Source organism: Qipengyuania pelagi (genome assembly GCF_009827295.1).
GTDB lineage: Bacteria > Pseudomonadota > Alphaproteobacteria > Sphingomonadales > Sphingomonadaceae > Qipengyuania > Qipengyuania pelagi.
Genome location: NZ_WTYD01000001.1, coordinates 353,193 through 374,665, shown reverse-complemented (window position 1 = coordinate 374,665; position 21,473 = coordinate 353,193). Strand labels below are relative to the sequence as shown.

The following is a 21,473-nucleotide window of genomic DNA, read 5'->3' as shown; positions in this document are numbered from 1 at the left end:
CGGTGCTTGGCACGCAGCACGGCGGAATTCAAACGCCGCCCGCCTTTATGCGCTTCGCATCAGTCGGGCGGCGTTTCCCCGTTATCCGCCAGCGGAGCACCCCCACCGAGCGCCACGAACAGCGTCGCGCGGTTCTGGAGCCAGGCGCGCTCGGTCGCGAGCAATTGCTGTTGCGCGTTGAACAGATTGCGCTCCGCATCCAGCACTTCGAGGTAATCGGCCACACCTTCGCGATAGCGGAGCCGCGCGATGCGGGCGATCCGTTCCTGCGCGGTGACGGCGCGGCGCAACGTCTCCACCTGCTCGGCGAGCCAGCGCCTTCCGGCCAGCGCATCCGAAACCTCGCGAAACGCGGTCTGCACGGTGCGGTCGTAATTCGCGACCTGCTCGACCTCCAGCGCCTGCGCCAGATCGAGATCGGCCTCGCGCGCGCCCCAGTCGAAGATCGGCAGGGAGATCGCCGGTCCGAAACTCCATCCCAAGCTGTCGCCCGAGAACAATCCGTCGAGGCTGGTCGAGGACAGGCCCGCATTGCCCGTCAGCGAAATGGTAGGAAAGAAGGCCGCCCGCGCCGCGCCGATATTGGCGCGCGCGGCCCGCAATTGCTCTTCGGCTGCAACGATGTCGGGACGCACCAGCAAAAGGTCGGACGGCAAACCGGCGGCGAGGCGGCGATCGTCGCCCTGGCCTGCCAGCGTCAGCCCCTCGGGCAGGCCGCCCGGAACCGTCCCTCCGACGAGGACGGCGAGCTGGTTGCGCAATCGCGCCAGAGCCAGCCGCTCGCTCGCCAGCTGCTGTTCGGCCTGGGTCAGCAGGGTTTCCGCCTGCCGATAGGGGAGCGCGGAGGTCACGCCCGCATCCAGCCGCAATTGCGCGATCCTGAGCCCTTCGCGGCGGCTTTCGGCGGTCGCTTCGGCCAGCGCGATCTGCTCTTCGGTTTCGACGATCTCGAAATAGGTCGTCGCGGTGTCGGCGATCAGCGAAAGATAGAAGGCGCGCTGCGCCGCCACGGTGGCGAGATATTCGGCGCGCGCGGCTTCGCTGAGGCTGGCGATCCGGCCCCAGAAATCGAGTTCGAAGCTGCTGACGCCGACGCCGACATCGAAGCGGTTGAACGTCACCGACGAAGGCGCGCCCTCTACATCGCCGGTATCGAGCGCGGGATTGACACCGAGCGGCTGACGCGTGCGGGTCGCCCCGCCGGTCGCGACGACCGTAGGCAATTGGCGGCTGTCCTGAATGCGATAGCGCGCTCGCGCCTGCTCGATCCGCGCCGTGGCGGCGAGAAGATCGCGATTGTTCTCCAGCGCGCTCCCGATCAGCGCGACGAGGCGCGGATCATTGAACCATTCGCGATAGGACAATTGCGCCGCGACCACCTCGCCATCGGGGCGATAGTCGGGATCGAAGACCGGTGCGGTCGCGGCTTGTGGGCGCGTATGTTCTGGCGCCATGCTCGCGCAACCGGCAAGGGCCGTCGAAGCCAGCGCGAGGACGAAAACGGTGTGAAGCGAACGGGTCATCGCGCGGTATCTCCTTCGGGGCGCTGTTCGCGGCTTTGTTCGGGGCCTTGAACGGCCACGGCCTCGCTTTCCTCGATATGTCCGGCGGCAGACGGCTGCTTGCGGCTGATATTCCGGCGCACGAGCAGATACAGCATCGGGATCAGGAAGATGCCGAGCACGGTCGCCGCGATCATGCCGCCCGCGACCCCCGTGCCCACCGCGATCCGGCTGGCCGCGCCCGCGCCGCTCGCCAGCACCAGCGGGACCATCCCCATGGTGAAGGCGAGCGAGGTCATGATGATCGGCCTCAGGCGGAGGCGCGCCGCGGCCTTGACCGCGTCGATCCGCCTTAGTCCCCGCTCCTCTTCCTCGATCGCGAATTCGACGATCAGGATGGCGTTTTTGGCGGCAAGGCCGATAATGGTGATGAGGCCGACGTTGAAATAGACATCCGCCGAAAGCCCGCGCAGCATCGAGAACAGCACCGCGCCCAGCACGCCCATCGGCACGATCAGCAACACCGCCAGAGGCACCGCCCAGCTTTCATAAAGCGCGGCGAGCACCAGGAAGACGACCACGACCGACAGGCCAAGCAAAAGGCCGATCTGGCCGCCCGCCTGCTTCTCCTCGTAGGAGATACCGGTCCATTCATAGCCGATCCCAGCGGGCAATTGGCTGGCGAGCTGCTCCATCTCGGCCAGCGCGGCGCCGGAGGATTCGCCCGGCGCGGCCATGCCCGACAGCGTCATCGCCGGATAGCCGTTATAGCGCGCGAGACTTGCGGGCGCGGCGGACCATTCGGCGGTGGCGAAGGCGCTGAACGGCACCAGTTCGCCCTGCGCGTTGGGAATGCGCAGCGCCAGCACATCGTCGGGCGTCATGCGATAGGGCGCATCGGCCTGCACCAACACCTGAAGAACCCGCCCGTCCCGATTGAAATCATTGGCATAGGCCGACCCGAAGGCGATCGAGAGGGCGGAATTGACGTCCGTCAGCGAAAGACCGAGCGCGCGGGCCTGGACCCGGTCGATGTCGATCGCGACCTCGGGGCTCGGCCCCTGATCCTCGGGGCGCAGATTGGCGATGACCGAGCTTTGCGATGCCATGCCGAGCAATTGGTCGCGCGCCGCGGTCAGCGCCTCGCGTCCCAGCCCGCCGCGATCCTGCAATTTGAGCGTGAAGCCGCTTGCCTGCCCCAGCGACTGGATCGCGGGCGGCTGGATCACGAAAGCGATCGCCCCTTCGATCTGGCTGAATACGCCCATGGCCTGGCCTAGGATCTCGTCCGCAGCGCTGCCATCGGCGGTGCGCTCGTCCCACGGTTTGAACGAGGCGAACATGATCGCGTTGTTCTGGCCCGATCCGAAGAAGCTGAAGCCACGCACGACGACGAGATTCTCGACCTCGTCGCGCGCCAGCCACCAATCCTGGATCGGCTCCAGCGCCTCGTCGGTCCGCTCCTGCGTGGCGCCGGGGGGTGCCTGGACGGCCGTGATGAGGAATCCCTGATCTTCCGTAGGCAGGAAGGCCGAAGGCAGTCGCGCGAACAGCAGCACGGTGACGAGGCCGAGCGCCAGAAACACTGCAAAGGCCCGCCATGGGCGCGACAGGATACGGTCGTTGGCCCGCCCGTATTTCTCCTGCATCCGCGCGAACCAGCGATTGAAGCGCCCGAAGAAGCGGGCAGCAGCAGCGCGAACGCGCGCCAGCCTGCCGCGCCAGCCGGGCTGCGCCTCGGCCTCTTCGTCGGCCACCGGATCTTCGGTGTGGTCGTGGCCATGCTCGATCGGTTTCAGGAACGTCGCGCACAGGGCCGGGGTCAGGGACAGGGCAAGGAAGGCGGAGAAGAAGATCGAGATCGCCAGCGTGACCGAGAACTGGCGATAGATTCCGCCCGTCGATCCGGGGAAGAACGCCATCGGCACGAACACCGCGATCAAGACCAGCGTGATGCCGATGATGGCCCCGCTGATCTGACCCATCGCCTTGCGGGTGGCTTGAAGCGGAGGAAGGCCTTCCTCGCGCATGATCCGCTCGACATTCTCGATCACCACGATCGCATCGTCGACGAGGATGCCGATCGCCAGCACCATGCCGAACAGCGAGAGCACGTTGATCGAGAAACCGAACAGCCACAGGCCGAGACAGGCGCCCGCCAGCGCGATCGGGACGACCAGCGTCGGGATCAAAGTCGCGCGCCAGTTCTGAAGGAACAGGAACATGACGAGGAAAACGAGCGCCATCGCCTCGGCCAGCGTCTTGACCACCTCTTCGACCGACGCCTGGACGAAGGGCGTGGTGTCGTAGGGGATCGACCAGGCGACATCGCCCGGCAGGCCCGCCGAAAGCTGCTCCATCCGCTCCCTCACGCCTTCCGCGGCGGCCAGCGCATTGGCCCCGGTCGCCAGCTGGACGGCCATGCCCGCCATCGGTTTGCCGTTGAGCGTCGTCGACGTGGCATAGCTTTGCGCACCGATCTCGACCCGCGCCACCTCGCCAAGTCGCACCACGGCCGCGCCGGTGCTGGCGCGCAGGATGATGTTCTCGAACTCCTCGACGCTGGTGAAACGCCCGTCGGTGGTGATCGTCGCGGTGATCTGCTGACCATCGGCAGTCGGTTGCGCGCCGATCGAACCGCCGGCGGTCTGCGCGTTCTGTTCGCGGATCGCGGCGAGGACAGCGGTGGGGGAAAGATTGTAGGACGCCAGCGCGTCGGGATCGAGCCAGATGCGCATCGCATATTGCGATCCGAACAGCGTCACATCGCCCACCCCGCCCACGCGGCGCAATTCGTCCACGACCTGCGTCGCGGCGATATTGCCGAGATCGGTGGTGTCGAGCGCGCCGCTCTGCGACGTCAGCGCCACGATCATCAGGAAGCCCGCATTCGCCTGACGCACGGTGATCCCTTGTCGGCGGACCTCCTCGGGCAGACGCGCCTCGACCGTGCTGAGGCGGTTCTGCACCTCGGTCTGGGCGATGTCGATATCGGTGCCCGCCTCGAAGGTCAGCGTGATCGTGGCTGTGCCGTTGGAGGCGCTGGAGGAGGACATGTAGAGGAAACCCTCGACCCCGTTCAGCTGCTGCTCGATCACCTGGGTGACGTTCTGTTCCAGCGTCTCGGCATCGGCGCCGGGATAGACCACGTTGATCGCCAGCGATGGCGGCGCGACTTCGGGATATTGCTCGATCGGCAAAGCGCGCAGGGCGATGATCCCGGCCAGCAGAATGCCGAGTGAGACCACCCAGGCGAAGATCGGCCGGTCGATGAAGAAGCGGGCCATGATCTACCGTGCTCCGCCGCTGCGCGCGGGCTGTTGCGCGTTCGCGGCCCCGCCGGTCTGCGGTCGGGATTGGGGCTGCACGACCTTGACCGGCGCGCCGGGGCGGATTTTCTGCAGATTGGTGACGATCACCCGGTCGCCCACTTTGAGCCCGCTTTCCACGATCCAGCGCCCGTCCACCATCGCACCCAGCTTCACCGGTCGGACAGCGGCCTGCCCCTCGCCATCGACGACGAATACGGTTCCGCCATCCTCGGTCAGCGAAACCGCGCGCTGGGGCACGGTCAGCCCGTTCTGGACTTGCCCCGCGAAGATGCGGGCGCGGACGAATTCGCCCGGCAGGAGAAGGTTCTGCGGATTGGGAAATTCGGCGCGCAGTTCGACCGTCCCGGTCTCCTGGTCGACCGAATAGGCGAGGAAGTCGATAAAGCCCGCCACCGGATATTCCGTCCCGTCGCTGAACGTCAGGCGCACTTCGACGCGGTCGTTGGCGTCGAGATCGATTTCACCCGCCGCAATGGCGCGGCGGATGCGGATCACTTCGCTCGCGGCTTGGGCGAAGCTGACATAGACGGGCGAGATCTGCTCGATCCGCGTCATCAGCGTGCCCTCGGCCTGGCTGACCAGCGCCCCTTCGGTCACCTGCGCACGGCCCACCCGGCCCGCGATCGGCGCGCGCACGGTGGTATAGCCGAGCTGCAACGACGATGCCTCCAATTGGGCGCGGATCTGGGCGACAATGGCCTGCGCCTCGCGCGATGCGGCAAGCGCGGCATCGTATTCCTGGCCGCTGATCGCGTTTTCCTCGACCAGCGGGCGATAGCGTTCGACCACGGCGCGGGCATTGGCGGCGGTCGCCTGCGCGCGCTGCAATGCGGCCTGGGTCTGGGCATAGCTGGCGCGCAATTCGCGCGGATCGATCCGGAACAGCGGCTGCCCGGCGCGAACGTCGGTGCCTTCTTCGTAAAGCCGCTGCTGGACGATCCCGGTCACCCGCGCACGGACTTCGGCCACGCGCACCGGTTCGACCCGGCCCGGCAGTTCGATCACATTGGGGACCGACTGGCTCGCGATGGTGACCGTGCGGACCGGGATCGGCTGCGGCGCAGGCGGCGCCTCGGCACCGGAACACGCGCCAAGCAGGAGGGTTGCGGCCAGGCCAGCGGCAAGGAGGGGCTTCATGACAAACGGTCTTTCGCGGAACGGCAGAATCGGGATCGGCCTGATTAATTGATTGTGCAGGTGCGAAGGTGTAATAGGCATTACACCCTTGCCCCGCAACCCACTTTGCTAGAGCCCTGTAAACGTGACCGATCTTTCCGAATGCGACCGCCTCGACCAGCGCCGCCGTGCCATCCTCGCATCGGCGCGCGCGCTGTTCGTGGAACAGGGCTACGAAAAGACGACGCTGGGTGAGATTGTGGAGCGTGCCGGCGGATCGCTGGCGACGGTTTACAAATTGTTCGGCAATAAGGACGGCCTGCTGGAAGCGGTCATCTTCGAAGGCGCGCAATCGGGCGAGGCGCTGATCCGCGAGGCGAGCGCGCTTGGTGGCGGTCCCGCAGCGATCCTGCACCGGCTGGCCGTATCGCTCGATGCGCATTTCCTCGATCCCGAAGTCGTCGCGCTGGTCAGGATCGTGATTGCGCGCAGCATCAACAACCGCGATTTCGCGCGGCTCTTCTTCGAACGCACTGCCACCAGCACCCGGACCGCAATCGAAGATCTGTTCGAAAGCTGGCACCGCAGCGGCGTCGCGATGAACGGGACGCCTGCGGCTCTGGCCGAACTGTTCCTGGGCCTGTTCGTCAGCGACGTGCACGCAGAGGCGATCAGCCACGGCATTGGCCTCGCCCGCTCCCCCGAACGCCTGCGCGCCCGTACCGATTTCTTCATTCAGGGCGCCGGACTGGGCGGCTAATCGAGGCGGTTAGGGGAATGGAAAGCCCCGGCCTAAAGCAGCGAAGCGGTAGGCCCAAACAAGATGGCGGAGCAGGAGGGATTCGAACCCTCGATACGGGGTTACCGTATACACACTTTCCAGGCGTGCGCCTTCGACCACTCGGCCACTGCTCCGCATTCCCGATTGGCCTGACGAGCAGGCGCCTGGACCGGGAGGGCGGCGCTCTAGCGGGCGCTGGGCGAGTGTGCAAGCCACGGATGGTCGGATGGCGGAATTGCCGCCAAGCCATCGAAGCAGGTGCCCGCCTAGAGGCCGATCGCGCCGCGCAGTCTCGTCAGCAGGTCTGGCGCATGGAGCGACGCCATCGCGGGATCGTCCGACCAGTCCATGGCTTCGCGTTCGGTTTCCAGGACCCCAACCGGCTCGCCAGCCAGCATCACCGGCAATCCCATGCCGTACGCTCTCAACCCGTAATCGAGTGCGGCGCGCGGGCCAGTGAGGTCCGTGTTCAAAAATCCGAGTTCGGCATGGGCGACGCGCGTCACCAGGACGGCCTCTCCCGTAACGCTTGCGGCCATCTGCGGCACGCGGTCGGCGCGCACAAGATCGAGTGAGAGCGGGTGGGATGGATCGCGCTGGACGAAGGCGCCGCCCACGGTTCGATCGCGCATGGGCGACAGGACCGCCCCCGCCATGACCAGCGGCTCGTGCGGGTCGGCAACCATCGCGGCGTCCGCCAGAAGACGGTCGAGCGCGCCGTGATCGAGCGTTAGTTTCTCGTCGATCCACACGAACGCGTCGTAATCGCGCTCGGTCGCGATCGCAGCCTGCCAGGCTCGATTGAGCGTTTCAGCCCAATCGGTCCCGCTGGCGAAGAAAATATCCTCCTCGCCAAACCCGCGCTGTCCGGCCAGCGAGGCCAGGCAGGATGCCGCCCCTTCGGAAAGGCGGGCGACGAGAATTGCGACACGGGGGGAGTGGTCCATCGCATCCGAGCCTAGCCCAGCGATGCGAGCTTGCAAGTCGGGATATGCATGGCAGGATGGCGGTCATGATCCGTACGCTCCCTTTGGCTCTGCCCTTGTCGCTCGCTGCCCTCGTTTTGTCCCTCCCCGCGACCGCTCAGGATGCGCCCAGCCCGAACCAGGTTGTGGCAGAGGCGAATGCAGAGGAATGGGTAAAGATCGCGCCCGAAGACCTGCTGGTGATGACGCTCGCCCCGGACCGGGACGGGGAGGCACGCGAGGTGGTAATCCAGCTGATGCCCGAACCGTTCAGCCAGGGATGGGTCGCCAATATCCGCACCCTCGCCCGCGCGGGCTGGTATGACGGGATCAGCGTCAACCGGGTGCAGGACAATTACGTCGTCCAGTGGGGCGATCCGAATTACGATAACCCCGAGGCGGAAGGCGCGGCCAAGCCTTTGCCGGATGGGCTGCGGGTGATGGATGAGAGCGACTATGTCGACGTCGTCCGCGCAGCCGAACCGGGCGACGACAAGATCGTCCTCTGGCATCCGAGACCGGATTTGCGGGACATCTACGCCCAAATCGCCACCTTTGCGAAAGGCTGGCCGATCGGTATCGAGACAACGCAGGACACCAAGGCTGTAAGACGCTGGCCCGTCCACTGCTACGGCATGGTCGGCGTCGGTCGCGGCATGTCGCCGGACACCGGCTCGGGCGCGGAACTCTACACGGTGATCGGCCATGCGCCGCGCCATCTCGACCGGAATATCGCGCTCGTGGGCCGGATCGTCTCGGGGATGGAATACCTCTCCTCTCTACCGCGCGGGACCGGCGATCTGGGTTTCTATACCAGCGAGGAAGCGGACGAGCGCACCCCGATCCTTTCGATCCGCGTGGCGAGCGATCTGCCTGCCGCCGAACAGCCAAAATTCGAATATCTCTCGACCGCAGGCGGTACATTCCTGCGCTATGCCGAAGCGCGGGCCAATCGGCGCGATCCGTTCTTCATCATGCCTGCGGGCGGCGCGGATATCTGCAATATCCCGGTGCCGCTAAGGGCCGCGCCCGCAGACTAACCAGCAGCTAGATACGCTCCGCCTGCGCGACCGAATCGCTGGCTCTCAGCGCGCTCAGTATGCGCGTCAGATGCGCCAGGTCCTGCACTTGCAGGTCGACTTCGTAGGTCGTGAAGGGATGGTCGAGTTGGACCTGGCTCAGCGAGGTCACGTTGACATTGTTCTTGGCGAAGATGCCTGCCATCTCGGCAAGCGTTCCGGGCCGGTCGTACAGCGTCACGCACAGCCGCCCGACCGCGCCGACCGATTGCTGGGTCCATGACAGATCGATCCAGTCGCTATCGATCCCGCTGGCGAGGCGATGGCAGTCGATCGTGTGGACCTCCACCTTGGCGCCCGACCGGCGCGTACCCACGATCCGGTCCCCCGGCACCGGATGGCAGCAGGGTGCAAGGTCGAACCCGACCCCCGGAGTCAGGCCGCGGATCGACAGCGCCTTCTTGCCCGGCGTCCAGTCCTGCCCTTCGGGCAATTCGTCGGTGCAGCCGGGCAGCAACGCCTCCATCACCTCGCGATCCTCGATCTTGGCCGAACCGATCGCGTAATAGAGGTCCTCGGCCTCTTCCATGTCGAGCCGCTCCAGCGCTTCCGTGAGCGCCTTCTTCCCGATCTTGGCCGGGACCTTGGCGGCGATTTCCTGATAGAGTTTCTGGCCGATCTCCGCGAGTTCGAAGCGCTCTTTCAATCGCACCGCGCGGCGGATCGTCGCGCGCGCCTTGCCCGTGACGACGAAGGCCAGCCAGGACAATTGCGGCTCGGCCTCCTTGCCCTTGATGATCTCGACCACATCGCCATTCGCAAGCGGGGTGCGCAACGGAACGTGGCGCCCGTTGATCTTCGCACCCACGGTCTGCGCGCCGAGATCGCTGTGCACCGCGAAGGCGAAATCGACCGGCGTGGCGCCCTTGGGCAATTGGAACAGCGCGCCCTTTGGGGTGAAGGCGAAAATGCGATCCTGATAGATCGCCAGCTTGGTGTGTTCGAGCAATTCCTCGGGATCGTGGCTGGTATCGACGATCTCGATCAGGTCGCGCAGCCATCCCACCTGCCCGTCAGGCTTGACCGTGTTGCTCGGCCCGCCCTGCTTGTAGGCCCAGTGTGCGGCGAGGCCGAATTCGTTGCGGCGATGCATTTCGCGAGTGCGTATCTGGACTTCGACGCGCATCGAATTTTCATACATCAGGCTCGTGTGCAGGGACCGATAGCCATTGGTCTTGGGCGTCGAGATATAGTCCTTGAACTTGCCCGGCAGCGCCTGCCACGTCTGGTGCAGGACGCCCAGCGCCGCGTAGCAATCCGCCTCGTCGTCGGTAAGGACGCGGAAGGCCATGATGTCGGTCACCTGTTCGAAGCTGACATGGCGCTCGGCCATCTTGCGCCAGATCGAATAGGGGTGCTTCTCGCGCCCCGTGACCTCGACCTTGAGACCCGCTTCGGCCAGCGCGTGCTTGATGTCGAGCGCGATCGCGTCGACCTGGCCGGTGTCGAGCGCGCGCAACTGATCGAGCCGGTTTTCGATCGTGCGATAGGCTTCGGGCTCCAGCTGCTCGAAGGCGAGCAGCTGCATTTCGCGCATATATTCGTACATCCCCACCCGCTCGGCCAGGGGGGCGTAGATATCCATCGTCTCGCGCGCGATGCGGCTGCGCTTGTCGGGATTCTTGATGAAATGGAGCGTGCGCATATTGTGCAGCCGGTCACCCAGCTTGACCAGCAGCACGCGGATATCCTCGCTCATCGCGAGCAGGAACTTGCGCAGATTTTCCGCCGCCCGCTCGTTCTCGGGCATCTGCTCGATCTTCGACAGCTTGGTCACGCCATCGACGAGGCGGGCGACCTTGGGGCCGAAATTGATCTCGATATCGTCGATCGTCGCCAGCGTATCCTCGACCGTGTCGTGCAACAGCGCGGTGGCGATCGTTTCCTGGTCGAGCTTGAGATCGGTCATCAGACCGGCGACCTCGACAGGATGGCTGAAATAGGGATCGCCGCTGGCGCGCGTCTGGGTGCCGTGTTTCTGCACGGTGTAGACATAGGCGCGGTTCAACATCGCCTCGTCGGCGTCTGGGTCGTATTCCTTGACCCGTTCGACTAGTTCGTACTGGCGCAGCATCGTCGCGCCACGATGTGAGGATTCAGCGCGCTATTGCAATGCAAAAACGCGCGCCAAGCCTGTTCATCCGCCGGTTCCGATCACCCGATCCACGCCCGCGCGCGTGACGGCGTGATAGCTGTCGCGCGTTTCGGCGTAGATGCGGCGCGCGATCGGCTGGCCCCATTCGCCTTCGCCCATCAGCACCGCGAAGAGCGGCCTCACGAATTTCGCGCGGCCCACGCGGGCGAGGAATTGCTCCGCCTGCGGCACGGCCGGTTCGTAGCGATTGGCGAGCGCGAGTTCGAGCCAGAGGAACAGTTCCTCGTTATTGCCCGTGGCCGACAGGCCCAGCGCATCGTCCAGCGCGGCGAGCTGCGCGGCACTGCGGGTCTTGGGGATATTGTCGAGGAAGCGCTGGCGTTCCGCGCTGGTCCAGCCGTCATAGCCCGCAGGGATCGCGCCACTATTGGCATAGGCGCGCACCGCCGCATCGACGCTGGCGAAGGCCGCCGGATCGGGCCGCGCGACATTGCTCGGAAGGCCCGGCTCGTAGATCCATTCGCGCAACATCAACCGCTCGGCCTCGGCCGGATTGCGGACCAGATTGCGCTGCATGTCTTCGAGCAGCATCGCGCTGGTCGCGGGCTGGAAGGCGTGATTGTCGAACCATTGACGCAGCCAGGCGTCGAACCGCTCGCGACCGACGATGCTTTCGACCGTGCGCAGGAAATACGATCCCTTGTCGTAAGCGATCGCACTGCCGACCAGATCGCCGCCATCGCTCTGCTGATGCAACGCGGTGCCGGGGGCATCGGCGCCCACCTCGGCTAAAGTCTCCTCGATATTGGCGAAGGCGAGCGCGGCTTCCTGTTCGGCGCGCTTCTTGCCGTAGAGCTCCTCAACGATGCGGTTCTCGAAATAGGAGGTGACGCCTTCGTTCAGCCAGCCATCGCCCCACACCGCATTGGTGACCAGATTGCCCGACCAGCTATGCGCCAGTTCATGCGCGACGAGGCCGTTATTCGACTTGTCGCCTGCGATGAAGGTGGGGGTGAGGAAAGTCATCACCGGGTTTTCCATGCCGCCGTAGGGGAAGGCGGGCGGCAGCACGATCATGTCGTACCGGCCCCAGCGATAGGGGCCGTAAAGCTTCTCCGCCGCATCCACCATGCGCTCGACATCGGAGACCTCGCGCGCCGCGCGCTCGATCGTGGCAGGCTCCGCCCAGACCCCGGTGCGCGGGCCGAGATCGCGATGGACGATATCGCCCGCCGCGATGGCGATCAGATAGGGCGCGACAGGCTTGTCCATCGCGAAGCGGAAGGCGCGGCGATTGCCTTCGACCGCTTCCGGCTCACCCTGCGAAAGGCCGGACATGACCACGGTCAGATCTTCGGGAGCAGTAATCCGCGCGCTCCAGGTCTGGCGGATGCCGGGACTATCCTGCGTCGGAATCCAGGTGCGGTTGAGCGTGGCCTGGCCTTGGCTGAACAGGAAGGGATGCTCGCCCCCTTCGGTCTGTTCGGGCGTCAGCCATTGCATGGCGTCGGCATCCTTCGCCGAATAGCGCACCGTAATCTCGCGCGATTCGCCCATGCGGATCGTCAGGGGCGCGCCCTTGCCTTCGACCCGCTGGCCGACCGTATAGGCGAGCGGGCGCCCCGCCGCATCGGTGATGGCAGTGATGTCGAGGCCGTCATCGTCGAGGACCACCGTATCGACCCCGGGCTTCGCCACGATGTCGAGCATCGCGGTGCCCGCCACGGTCTGGCGCGCGAAATCGAGATCGAGGTCGAGATCCACATGGCTGACCCGCGCTTCCAGCGGGCGCGCGAAGGTCTGGTTGTCGACCGCGTCGGGCCGGTCGAGAACGGGCGCGATCGCGGGCGCATCGGAGGATGCCATGCCGGAGGGGACGCCTGAGGGAACCGTCGCGCACGCGGCGAGCAGCAGGCCCGCGCCTGCGGGAAACGAGCGGGTGAGGTTGCGAAAAGTCATGACAATTCCTTGTGATAGGGGCGCTGCATGGCACCTTAACGGCGTCAGCTCCACACCGCTTCGGGTGGCAGGCTCATCAGGATGGCATCGATATTCCCGCCGGTCTTGAGGCCGAACAGCGTGCCGCGATCGTAGACGAGGTTGAATTCGGCATAGCGCCCGCGCCATTCGAGCTGGGTCTGCTTGTCCTCCGGCGTGAAGGCGCTCTCCATCCGGCGGCGGACGAGCTTCGGGAATATGTCCAGGAACGCTTCGCCGACATCGCGGGTGAAGGCGAAATTGCGCGCGAAGCTTTCTTCGTCAGCGCATTCGAGATGGTCGTAGAAGATACCGCCCACGCCGCGATGGACGCCGCGATGGGGGATGTAGAAATAATCGTCCGCCCATTTGCTGAAGCGTTCGTAATAGGTCGGGTTATGCGCGGCGCAGGCGGCGCGAAACCGGGCGTGGAAATCCTCGGTATCCTCCTTGTAGGGGATCGGCGGATTGAGGTCCGCCCCGCCCCCGAACCACGCCTTGCCAGTGACGAGGAAGCGGGTGTTCATATGGACCGCCGGGACGTGCGGATTCGCCATATGGGCGACCAGGCTGATCCCGGTGGCGGTAAAGCGCGGATCGTCGGGATCGACGCCGTTCATCGTCTTGGCGAATTCCGCTTCGAACGATCCGCGCACGGTCGATACGTTGACGCCGACCTTTTCGAACACCTTGCCCTTCATCAGTCCGCGCGTGCCCCCGCCCGGATCGGGATTGCCTTCCTCGTGCCGCTGCCAGGGCAGGTAGTCGAAGCGCGCATCCGATCCCGCCTCGTGCTCGATCGCTTCGAATTCGGCGCAAATGCGATCCCGCAGCGTTTCGAACCAGGTGCGGGCGGCTTCGGTCTGTTGGGTCCAATTCATCGCCACCCCTTGCCAAGCGGAATCCGGGAGGGCAAGAGCGGGCCATGGTTCCCCTTTCGTTCGCCGATCAGGAATGGCTGCTTACCGAAGGCCGTGCGCTGTACTGGCCGCGCGAGCAGGCCCTGCTGGTGGCGGACCTCCATCTCGAGAAAGGGAGCTTCTTCGCGCGCCACGGGCAGATGATCCCGCCCTATGACAGCCGCGAGACGCTGGAGCGGGTGGCACTGGCGATCCGCGAGACGGGCGCGCGGCGAGTCATCACGCTCGGCGACAATTTCCACGATTCGGATGGATCCACCCGGCTGGAACCGCATGCCTGCGGGATGCTGGAGGCGCTGACCAAGGCGGTCGACTGGGTGTGGATCACCGGAAACCACGATCCCGATATGGAAGCCCGCTGCGGCGGCACGCTGGTCGAGGAGCTGGCGATCGGCGGCACAATCCTGCGCCACCGCGCCATGCCGGGCGAAACGCGGCCCGAACTGTCGGGCCATTATCATCCGCGTGTACAAGTGACCGTCCAGCGTCGCCATATCCGCCGCCCCTGCGCCGTCATCAGCGCGAATGAAGGCGCGGACGGGCGGCCATCGGGCCGCATGATCCTGCCTGCTTTCGGCGCCTATACCGGCGGGATGAACGCCGCCGATCCGGCGATCCTCAAGGCGCTCCAGCCCGCCAATGCGATCGATGCGGTAGTCCCGGCGAAGGGTCGCCTGGCGCGTTTCCCCCTGTGGCGGGCGGGATAGAATTTGCCCGCGTGGCCTTCGCGCCACGCCGGATGGGGCACCTTCGCACTACCCACTTCCGAATCCTTGCAAGAATGCCTACATGGGGCGATCCAAGGCAATGATACAGGAGATAGCCCCATAGCCCGTCCACCCCGTCGTTCCATGCAGCCGCCGGTCAAGAGCGGCCCGCGCTACGACAATTTCATCCAATCGCCCAAGGTCCGCGTCATCGATGACGAGGGAGAGAATCTGGGCGTAATGTTCACCCGCGAAGCGATCGAGCAGGCCAACGAGAAGGGTCTGAACCTCGTCGAAGTGTCCCCCAATGCGGACCCGCCGGTGTGCAAGTTCCTCGACGTCGGCAAGCATCGCTACGAGGCGCAGAAAAAAGCGAACCTCGCGCGCAAGACGCAGAAGACCCAGGACATCAAAGAGGTCAAGATGCGCCCGAACATCGACACGCACGATTACGATGTGAAGATGCGCAACGTGGTCAAGTTCATCGAGAATGGTGACAAGGTGAAGTGCACCCTGCGCTTCCGTGGCCGCGAAATGGCGCACCAGCAACTCGGCATGGACCTGCTGAATCGGGTCCGCGACGATGTCGAAGAGATCGCGAAGGTCGAAAGCTTCCCGCGCCTCGAAGGGCGCCAGATGCTGATGGTGCTCGCACCCAAGTAACGGACCATCCCTGACCGCCACGAACCGGGGAACGGCGACCGCCGCCCCCGGTTGAGGTGGAATGGCGCGTCTCTTATCCCATACCCTGATAGTCGTCGGCCTTGCCGGAGCACTCGCGCTCGGCGGGTGTTCCGATGCAGACCAGCCCGCTTTCATCGAACGCGGCGATGCCGCCCGAGCGGGCAACGCCGAACCGCCGGTGGTTTCCCGGACCCCTTCGGACACGCCGACCAGAGAGGCCACGACAAATGCCGCATCGCCGCCGCCGGGTTACACCGATGGGTCCGGCATCAACGACGGCTATCCCGACCTGACCCCGCCCGTCCTTACGCCCGAGGCCGAGCGGGGCGATCCAGGCGCGCGAAGCGTTCTGGTGAACTTCGCTCGCGCGATCGAGATGCGCGAATACGATCAGGCCTGGGCGATGCTGACGCCGCGAGCGCAGCAGCAATGGAGCAGAGCGCGCTTCAACGGCCTGTTCGAAGGCCTGCGGGAGATTACGGTGGCCGTCCCGGACGGGACCATCGAAGGCGCTGCCGGATCGAGCTATTACACGAGCGATGCCGAGATCACCGCGAGCGATGCGGACGGAAGACCAATCCGTCTCGAAGGCCCGATCATCCTGCGCCGGGTCAATGACGTGCCGGGTTCGAGCGCCGAGGAGCGCCGCTGGCATATCGACACCATCGAGCTTTTAGCGACGCATTGATCGGCGAGATCACTCGATTTCGAAATCCAGCACGGTGAAGGTCGCAGGCGCGGTCGCGTAGACCCCGTGGCCGCGCCCATTACTGCCGCCAAAGGTGAAGCCCACGCGATGCGCGTCGTTCACGGCCCGCCGAAAGCCTTCGCGGTTCTGGTGCGCCGAAGGTCCGGTCATGGCGATCCAGTCCTCGTCCAACCCGATGCTCACCTCGTGGACGCCGGGGCTCAGGGGCATTTCGCGCGCATTGGGGGAATACCAGCGATAATCGGGATGGCGCATCCGCCAGCTATCGCCCGCTCGCTGGAAATAGAGCGACAGGGTCGCTGGCCCCGCGGCGGGATTTTCCTGCTGGATGAAGCGCGTTCCGCGCGGTGCATCGATGCGATAGCGCAGCGTGATCCGCCGCGCCCCTTCGAGCGATCGCACCGGAAGGGTCACGTAGTGGACATGCCCGTCCCGCTTCGTCGGACCCGGTATCGTGAAGCTCGCGCCGTCGCGTCCTTCATAGGGACGAAGCGGCATTCCGACAGAGTAATTGCGCCCATCGATGATCGGCCCGATCTGCCACGCCCCGGCAGGCGGCGCCTCAGCCCCAGCAGGAACCGCCAAGGCAGTCGCGGCCCCCGCAGCCAGAGCGGTCTTGACGTAGGTGCGCAGTCGCGGCGAGCGATGGGAGGTTCTGGTCATGCAGGCTGTCTACAGCAGGGCGACTGAAACGATCCTGACCTGGCCGTAAACCCGGCTGTAATCTGCGCACCGGGTTGATCGATAGCGGCGAGGCTCGTAATCCGCCCGGGCAACGGCCCCCGGTGGAGAGGCGTTCCTGCGGAGGTTAGGAACGGGTGCTTCCGATGCGGCCCTTTCTAAGCCCCCGCCTTCCTGGGGGCGTGCCGAACCAGGAAGGACATCGCCCATGAGCGAAACCGACATCATCGACCCCACCACCCCGCGCAAGAATCCCAAACCGGAAGTCACCAAGATCGACGGACGCGCACTGAAGCCCGCCACGCTGATGATGGGCCATGGCTATGATCCGACCTTGTCGGAAGGGAGCCTGAAGCCGCCGATATTCCTCACCAGCACCTTCGCCTTCCCCAGCGCGGCAGACGGCAAGCGCCATTTCGAAGGCATCACCGGCAAGCGCCCCGGCGGCGCGGACGGCCTCGTCTATTCGCGCTTCAACGCGCCGAACCAGGAAATCCTCGAAGATCGCCTGTCGATCTGGGACGGGGCCGAAGACGCGCTGAGCTTTTCGAGCGGCATGACCGCGATCTGCGTGCTGATGCTGGCCTACGCTTCGCAGGGCGACGTGATCGTCCATTCTGGCCCGCTCTATGCCGCATCCGAAGGCTTCGTCGCCAAGGTGTTGGCGAAATTCGGCGTCACTTATGTCGATTTCCCCGCTGGCGCCACGCGCGAAGAGATCGACGCGGTGCTCGAAAAGGCCAAGCAACAGGCTTCCGATCAGGGCGGCAAGGTCTGCATGATCTACCTCGAAAGCCCCGGCAATCCGACCAATGCCCTCGTCGATATCGAGGCCGTCAGGGACGCGCGCGACGCGGCGGGACTGGGCGATGCTCAAGCAGCCGAAGGCGGTAGCATCGGACAAGGATGCCCGATCGCGATCGACAACACTTTCCTGGGGCCGCTGTGGCAGCGCCCGCTCGATCATGGGGCCGATATCGTCGTTTATTCGCTGACGAAATATGTCGGCGGCCACTCGGACCTCGTCGCGGGCTCGATCGCAGGGGCGAAGAAGTGGATGGACCCGGTGCGAGCCTTGCGCAACACGATGGGCGGCATCTGCGATCCCAACACCGCCTGGATGCTGCTGCGATCCCTGGAAACCGTGGAATTGCGGATGCAGCGCGCGGGCGAGAACGCGGCCAAGGTGTGCGACTATCTCAGCAAGCATGAGAAGGTCGAAGGGCTGGGCTATCTCGGCATGATCGAAGGGGCGCGCCAGAAGGACATTTACGACCGCCACTGCCTCGGTGCCGGGTCGACCTTCTCGCTCCTGCTGAAGGGTGGCGAGGCGGAATGCTTCCGCTTCCTCGATGCGCTCAAGATCGCAAAGCTTGCCGTCAGCCTCGGTGGAACCGAGACGCTTGCCAGCCATCCGGCGTCGATGACCCACCTTTCGGTTGCCGAAGGGCGCCGGGCGGAGCTCGGCATTTCGGACAATCTCGTCCGCATTTCGATCGGGATCGAGGATGCGGACGATTTGATCGCCGATTTCGAACAGGCGCTCGAGCAGGTCTGAGCCTGTCCATGTAAACCGTCACCCCGGGCTCGACCACGGGTCTGGGGTGACACGTTTTTGAAGCTGTTGACTTGACCCGCATCGCCTTCCTCGCCTGCGCCGAAACGCTGCCCCCGACCGGGCCGAACCCCGGCCCGCGGCGCGGCGATGCGTTCGAGCACGATCTCGAAATCGCGGCTCTGCGCCCTGCTTTCGAAGCCGCCGGAATGGATCTGGTCGAACTGGACTGGCGCGCCCCGATCGAGGATTTCACCGGTATCGATCTCGCTCTGCTCGGCACGGCGTGGGATTATCAGGACCATCCCGAGGCGTTTCTGACCCGGCTCGACGAGCTTGCCGGAAGCGGCATCGCGGTCTGCAATCCCCCCGACATCGTGCGCTGGAACGCGGACAAGGGCTATCTGCGCGAACTGGCGCAACGCGGCGTCCCCACCATTCCGACCCGCTGGCACGATGATGCGGGGCGTGACCAGATCGCCGCCGCGATGGACGATTTCGCGACCGACCGGGTGGTGGTGAAACGCTGCGTGGGTGCGGGCGCGCTGGGCCAGCACAGCTTTTCGCGCGACAGCCTGCCCGATTCCGAATGGCACATGGGTCATGCCTGCCTGATCCAGCCCTTCCTTGCGAGCGTGGTCGAGGAGGGCGAATACACGTTCGTCTTTATTGACGGACAGTTCAGCCATGGAGTCCTGAAACGCGCGGCTGCGGGCGATTACCGGATCCAGTCGCTCTATGGCGGGGTCGAGAGCGTCTACACGCCGAGCGAGGCCGATCTGGCGAACGCCGAGGCCGTGATGGCCGCCCTGCCCTTCGCGGATCCGCTCTACGCCCGCATAGACATGGCGCGGCTTCCGTCAGGCGACTTGGCGGTGATGGAAGCGGAGCTGATCGAACCCTATCTCTACCCCCAACAGGGGCCGGATCTGGGCGAGCGAATGGCCGAAGTGGTACGCGCCCGCCTCGCCCGACGGATTTAGCTGTTCACGCTCGCCGGTTCGGGCGCGCCGCTTCCCTGCATCCGATAGAAGACCCGCGTCTCGCAGTTAGTGAAGCCCGTATTCTTCTGCGCGCTCGATCGCTCGATCATCCTCTTTGCGGCCTCGCCGAAATCATCGGTCGGCTCGGCGCGCAGAACGCGGACATTCCCGACCTCTCCCCACGTCGCGACATCATAGGCGATGTCCGCCCACCCCTCGATCGAACGCGCCAGATAGGCCTCAGGGAAAATCCGCTGCGGTTCGCGATTCCATTCCAAGGCCTCGCAGAGATCGGTCCAGCCGGGTGCGCGCGGCGGCGCAGGCGGCGCCGGCAGGACCGCCGCATTGCGCCAATAGGGATAGCTGCAATTGCGCCTGAGCGGCCCTTCCGTGAAACGGCTGTTCTCCACCGCCTCTTCCGACGCCTTGGCGAGTGCATCATTGCCGGTCCCGTAAAGGTGGCGGACATTCACCGTCTCGCCCGAAGCCGCGACATCGAACCCGATCATCGCCCAGTCGCGCACGCCGGGCGTTGCGGGAATGTCATCGAAGTTCGGAAAGGCCCGCATCAGCGGCTGCGTCCCCGGACGGCACTCGTCGCCCGCATGGAGCCGATCATACGCCTCTTTCGGCAGGCGCGGTGTCTGGTTGGTCATGACATAGGATGCCAGTTCGACCGGCTCGGCCTTGTCCGCCGGACGCATCACCGGCTGATAGGTTATCGAGCAACCCTCACGCGCAGCACCCACTTCGTAGCGGCTCGATGCCAGAGCGGGTCCGGCAGTCCCTTGCGCGTAAGCGGGAGGCGAGGTGCGTACGATCGAGAGCGGCCGTCCTGTCGGATCGATCGCGAACTCGAACGCCATCGCGGAGGGCGGAGAGCCCCGGCCGTTCCACAGCGTGTTATAGGGTCGGCGACCTTCGACGACGGGGGCTTCGGCACCAGTTTCGCAGCGGACCGGGCCCGGAATCCAGCTGACCAATTGCGGCGCGGGCGTATCGGTCGATTGAGAAGGATCGGGAGGACTGATCAGGATCGGCGGAGGTGGCGGAACCAGCCCGGTTGCGCCCGCCAGAAGCGATAAGAGCCCGATCATCCCCATATCTCCCAACCTCTTACGTTTAAAAGGGCTGCCCTAGCCCTTCCATTCGCGCCGTTCTTCGGCGGCTTTCAGGACTTCGTAGGCGACCTGCAATTTCTGGAATTCCTGCGCGGCTTCGGCGTCGTTCGGCTTCACGTCCGGGTGGACCGTCTTCGCCTTTTCGCGCCAGGCTTTCTTGATCGCGGGGAAATCGGCATCGCTTTCGAGGCCGAGCGCGTCCAACGCGCGCATCTCGTCCTGGGTGCGCGACCCATCGCCGCTGCCGCCCCAGCCGTAATGCTGCGCTTCGGCATAGCCTGCATTCTCGCTGCGTTCGGCCTTCGCGCGCGCTTCCTTCTCGGCTTTGTCGAGGCCTTCGAAATAGTCCCATTTCTGATTGTATTCGGCGGCGTGGCGCTGGCAGAAATACCAGCGATCGCGGCTGTTGGGCGCCTTGGGCGCGGGGCAATCGCCCACCTCCTCACAGCCATGGCGGTCGCACAGCTTGACGTTCGCCGCCGCGCGCTCGCTTTCATAGCCGCGCCAGCGGGGAAAGCCCCAATCGTTGGAACGACGGGGCTTAGGCATGGGTAATAGAATGGAATTGAAGCATCGGGCCCAATCTAGGGCCTAAGCCCCGCGATGCCAATCATGCAGAAGGGTCAATCACGCAGAAGGGCCGATCGCGCAGAAGGGCAGAGCGTTTCTGTCTGAACCGCCCTCCCCTTCCGCAACTCGATCAGTTGATCACCACACTCGCGGCGCGGCGGTTCTGCGCCCAGGCGCTTTCATTGCTGCCGAGAGCCACCGGACGTTCCTTGCCGTAGCTGACGGTGCGGATGCGCGTCGCCGGGATGCCCAGGCTGACGAGGTAGTTCTTCGCCGCATTGGCGCGCCGTTCGCCCAGCGCGAGGTTGTATTCGCGCGTGCCGCGCTCGTCCGCATGGCCTTCGACGGTGAAGGTGATCTGCGGATACTGGCTGAAATACTGCGCCTGCACCTGAAGGCGGCGCGTGTCCTCGGCATCGATATTGTAACGATCGGTATCGAAATAGACGACCGTGTTCTGCGCGCCGACAGTTTCGGTGAAGTGACGCTGCGTGCCGGGAGCGGCCACGCCCGGCCCCGTCGGCGTCGGAGTGGTCGTCGGCGTGGTCTGCTGCGGGGGCGGCGGCAATTCCTCGGGCGGCTGCTTCTTACAGGCTGCGAGCGCGAGCGCGCTGGCAAGGCAGACGGTGGCGGTCAGGCGGGTGTTCATAGGGGCCGATCCTTTTCGACTGTTTCAAAACCGGTACGCGACCCGGC

The 21,473-nt window shown here is 65.2% G+C and carries 18 protein-coding genes and 1 tRNA gene; 7 read left to right on the top strand and 12 right to left on the bottom strand.

The window, feature by feature from the left end:
• Window positions 1-59: 59 nt before the first annotated feature.
• From GRI47_RS01955 to GRI47_RS01945, 3 genes are read right to left on the bottom strand one after another with little or no spacing between them, the layout of a single operon-like run.
• The gene (locus GRI47_RS01955) at window positions 60-1,523 is read right to left on the bottom strand and encodes an efflux transporter outer membrane subunit (RefSeq protein WP_160659708.1); all 1,464 of its coding nucleotides are present in this window, start codon (window positions 1,521-1,523) and stop codon (window positions 60-62) included.
• Complete coding sequence (locus GRI47_RS01950; protein WP_160659707.1) at window positions 1,520-4,789, bottom strand: efflux RND transporter permease subunit; 3,270 nt, start codon at window positions 4,787-4,789, stop codon at window positions 1,520-1,522. Before GRI47_RS01950 ends, GRI47_RS01955 begins: the two co-directional genes overlap by 4 nt.
• A gap of 3 nt (window positions 4,790-4,792) precedes the next feature.
• Window positions 4,793-5,971, bottom strand: a complete 1,179-nt coding sequence (locus GRI47_RS01945; protein ID WP_160659706.1) for an efflux RND transporter periplasmic adaptor subunit — start codon at window positions 5,969-5,971, stop codon at window positions 4,793-4,795.
• Window positions 5,972-6,095: 124 nt separating this feature from the next.
• Between GRI47_RS01945 and GRI47_RS01940 the strand changes: the two genes are divergently transcribed.
• Window positions 6,096-6,710: a TetR family transcriptional regulator gene (locus GRI47_RS01940; protein WP_160659705.1), complete on the top strand. Its 615-nt coding sequence runs from the start codon at window positions 6,096-6,098 to the stop codon at window positions 6,708-6,710.
• A 64-nt stretch (window positions 6,711-6,774) separates the two neighbouring features.
• Here the strand turns inward: GRI47_RS01940 and GRI47_RS01935 are convergent.
• Both GRI47_RS01935 and GRI47_RS01930 read right to left on the bottom strand, forming a co-directional pair.
• Window positions 6,775-6,865 (bottom strand) — tRNA-Ser (locus tag GRI47_RS01935).
• A 132-nt stretch (window positions 6,866-6,997) separates the two neighbouring features.
• Window positions 6,998-7,678, bottom strand: coding sequence for a hypothetical protein (locus GRI47_RS01930; protein WP_160659704.1), 681 nt, complete (start codon window positions 7,676-7,678; stop codon window positions 6,998-7,000).
• Between the two features lie 65 nt (window positions 7,679-7,743).
• Here GRI47_RS01930 and GRI47_RS01925 point away from each other — a divergent pair, with 65 nt between their 5' ends.
• On the top strand, window positions 7,744-8,736 hold the full coding sequence (locus GRI47_RS01925; RefSeq protein ID WP_160659703.1) for a peptidylprolyl isomerase: 993 nt from the start codon (window positions 7,744-7,746) through the stop codon (window positions 8,734-8,736).
• A gap of 7 nt (window positions 8,737-8,743) precedes the next feature.
• Here GRI47_RS01925 and GRI47_RS01920 read toward each other — a convergent pair whose 3' ends face one another.
• The 3 genes from GRI47_RS01920 to hemF all read right to left on the bottom strand — a co-directional run bounded on the left by GRI47_RS01920 (window position 8,744) and on the right by hemF (window position 13,728).
• Entirely contained in the window at window positions 8,744-10,849 is a 2,106-nt protein-coding gene (locus tag GRI47_RS01920) for a RelA/SpoT family protein (protein ID WP_160659702.1), read from the bottom strand.
• A gap of 63 nt (window positions 10,850-10,912) precedes the next feature.
• Window positions 10,913-12,829, bottom strand: coding sequence for a M1 family metallopeptidase (locus tag GRI47_RS01915; protein WP_337190619.1), 1,917 nt, complete (start codon window positions 12,827-12,829; stop codon window positions 10,913-10,915).
• 44 nt (window positions 12,830-12,873) lie between these two features.
• Entirely contained in the window at window positions 12,874-13,728 is an 855-nt protein-coding gene (gene hemF, locus GRI47_RS01910) for an oxygen-dependent coproporphyrinogen oxidase (RefSeq protein WP_160659701.1), read from the bottom strand.
• A 44-nt stretch (window positions 13,729-13,772) separates the two neighbouring features.
• Between hemF and pdeM the strand changes: the two genes are divergently transcribed.
• From pdeM to GRI47_RS01895, 3 genes are all read left to right on the top strand, one after another.
• Window positions 13,773-14,474, top strand: coding sequence for a ligase-associated DNA damage response endonuclease PdeM (pdeM, locus tag GRI47_RS01905; protein WP_160659700.1), 702 nt, complete (start codon window positions 13,773-13,775; stop codon window positions 14,472-14,474).
• Between the two features lie 144 nt (window positions 14,475-14,618).
• Window positions 14,619-15,137 (top strand): translation initiation factor IF-3, encoded by a 519-nt coding sequence (infC, locus tag GRI47_RS01900; RefSeq protein WP_067677661.1) that lies wholly within the window; start codon window positions 14,619-14,621, stop codon window positions 15,135-15,137.
• A gap of 61 nt (window positions 15,138-15,198) precedes the next feature.
• A complete protein-coding gene (locus GRI47_RS01895; RefSeq protein WP_160659699.1) occupies window positions 15,199-15,846 on the top strand; it encodes a hypothetical protein in 648 nt (215 codons plus the stop codon).
• A gap of 9 nt (window positions 15,847-15,855) precedes the next feature.
• Here the strand turns inward: GRI47_RS01895 and GRI47_RS01890 are convergent, their stop codons facing one another.
• Window positions 15,856-16,530: a hypothetical protein gene (locus tag GRI47_RS01890; protein WP_237452590.1), complete on the bottom strand. Its 675-nt coding sequence runs from the start codon at window positions 16,528-16,530 to the stop codon at window positions 15,856-15,858.
• Window positions 16,531-16,756: 226 nt separating this feature from the next.
• On the opposite strand from GRI47_RS01890, the gene GRI47_RS01885 reads away from it, so the two are divergent.
• Both GRI47_RS01885 and GRI47_RS01880 read left to right on the top strand, forming a co-directional pair.
• Entirely contained in the window at window positions 16,757-18,106 is a 1,350-nt protein-coding gene (locus GRI47_RS01885) for a cystathionine gamma-synthase family protein (protein WP_160659698.1), read from the top strand.
• A 71-nt stretch (window positions 18,107-18,177) separates the two neighbouring features.
• Entirely contained in the window at window positions 18,178-19,086 is a 909-nt protein-coding gene (locus tag GRI47_RS01880) for an ATP-grasp domain-containing protein (RefSeq protein ID WP_237452589.1), read from the top strand.
• Here the strand turns inward: GRI47_RS01880 and GRI47_RS01875 are convergent.
• The 3 genes from GRI47_RS01875 to pal form a co-directional block, all read right to left on the bottom strand.
• Entirely contained in the window at window positions 19,083-20,183 is a 1,101-nt protein-coding gene (locus tag GRI47_RS01875) for an energy transducer TonB (protein ID WP_160659697.1), read from the bottom strand. The genes GRI47_RS01880 and GRI47_RS01875 overlap by 4 nt on opposite strands.
• Before the next feature lie 39 nt (window positions 20,184-20,222).
• On the bottom strand, window positions 20,223-20,756 hold the full coding sequence (locus GRI47_RS01870; protein WP_160659696.1) for a J domain-containing protein: 534 nt from the start codon (window positions 20,754-20,756) through the stop codon (window positions 20,223-20,225).
• 151 nt (window positions 20,757-20,907) lie between these two features.
• Window positions 20,908-21,426 carry a peptidoglycan-associated lipoprotein Pal gene (gene pal / locus GRI47_RS01865; RefSeq protein ID WP_160659695.1) on the bottom strand — a complete coding sequence of 173 codons (519 nt, stop codon included), beginning with the start codon at window positions 21,424-21,426 and terminating at the stop codon, window positions 20,908-20,910.
• Window positions 21,427-21,473 lie beyond the last annotated feature (47 nt).